This window comes from Ralstonia chuxiongensis, assembly GCF_024158925.1.
Classification (GTDB): domain Bacteria; phylum Pseudomonadota; class Gammaproteobacteria; order Burkholderiales; family Burkholderiaceae; genus Ralstonia; species Ralstonia chuxiongensis.
Genome location: NZ_JAMYWC010000020.1, coordinates 1 through 1232, shown reverse-complemented (window position 1 = coordinate 1232; position 1232 = coordinate 1). Strand labels below are relative to the sequence as shown.

Below are 1232 nucleotides of genomic sequence, written 5' to 3'. Positions count from 1 at the left end.
TGAATCGCCCCGGCTTTCCTAGACACCCGCGAGCCGTTGGGAATGGCGTTGTTCGAACTCTACCGGTGATAGACCGTTGGCGCTCGAATGACGCCGTGTTGGGTTGTAAAACATCTCGATGTAGTTGAAGACGTCGGACTTGGCCTCCTGCCGTGTGGCATAGATTTGCCGGCGCACCCGCTCGCGTTTGAGCAACTGGAAGAAGCTCTCCGCCACGGCGTTGTCGTGGCAGTTGCCACGCCGGCTCATGCTGCACAGCAGGTTGTGCTCGCGCAGAAAGCTCTGCCAGGTGTGGCCGGTGAACTGGCACCCTTGATCCGAGTGAATCAGCACCTGCTGGTGCGGGCGGCGTCGCCACAGCGCCATCAGCAAGGCATCCAGCGCCAATTGGGTATCGATGCGCTGCCCCATGGACCAGCCCACGACCATGCGCGACCAGAGATCGATGACCACGCTCAGGTACAGCCAACCTTCGTGTGTGCGGATATAGGTGATGTCCGTCACCCAGGACTGGTTCGGGCCGTCGACCGTGAACCGCCGTTGCAAATGGTTGGGCGCGACCACCGACGGCTTGCCGGCACGCACTGCAGGACGCCGACGATAGCCAGATTGAGAACGCAGCCCCTCGGCCTTGAGCAGCCGAGCCACGCGATGCTTGCCGCAGCGCTCGCCTAAGTCGCGCATGTCCAGGGTGAGCTTGCGATAGCCATAGACGCCGCCGCTCTCCAGCCAGGCCTGCTTGAGCAGCCCCAGCAGGCGTTGATCGTCTTGCGCTCGTGGGCTCAAGGGTTGCGCCTGCCACGCGTAGTAACCACTGGGATGCACCGACATCACCTGGCACAGACGGCGCACGCTGTATTGACCCACGTGCGCCTTGATGAAGGCGTACTTCACCCGGACTGCTTGGCAAAGTACGCTGCGGCCTTTTTTAGAATGTCGCGCTCCTCGGTCACCCGCTTGAGCTCGGCCTTGAGCCTACGTACCTCGTCTGATTGCGATCCCTGCCCTTGCTGCTCTGCTACGGGCTGGCGGCGCTGCTTGATCCACTGGTACAGGCTGTGTTGGCTCACGCCCAACCGCTGCGCAACCTCGGCAACGCTGTGGCCTCTGTCCATGACCTGATTCACTGCCTCGATCTTGAATTCCTCGGCGTATCTCTGTGCGCTCATTGCTTCTCCTGTCTAACCTCTAGTTTGAGGCTTGCAGGTGTCTACCGAGGCCGGGGCGATTCA

The 1232-nt window shown here is 61.5% G+C and carries 1 protein-coding gene; it reads right to left on the bottom strand.

The window, feature by feature from the left end:
* Positions 1-18: 18 nt before the first annotated feature.
* Positions 19-1169 (bottom strand): IS3 family transposase gene (locus NKG59_RS26370; RefSeq protein WP_253543205.1). Its coding sequence is split into 2 segments (ribosomal slippage): positions 19-923 and positions 923-1169, totalling 1152 coding nucleotides; the frame shifts between segments, so codons are not numbered across the junction.
* Between the last annotated feature and the right edge of the window lie 63 nt (positions 1170-1232).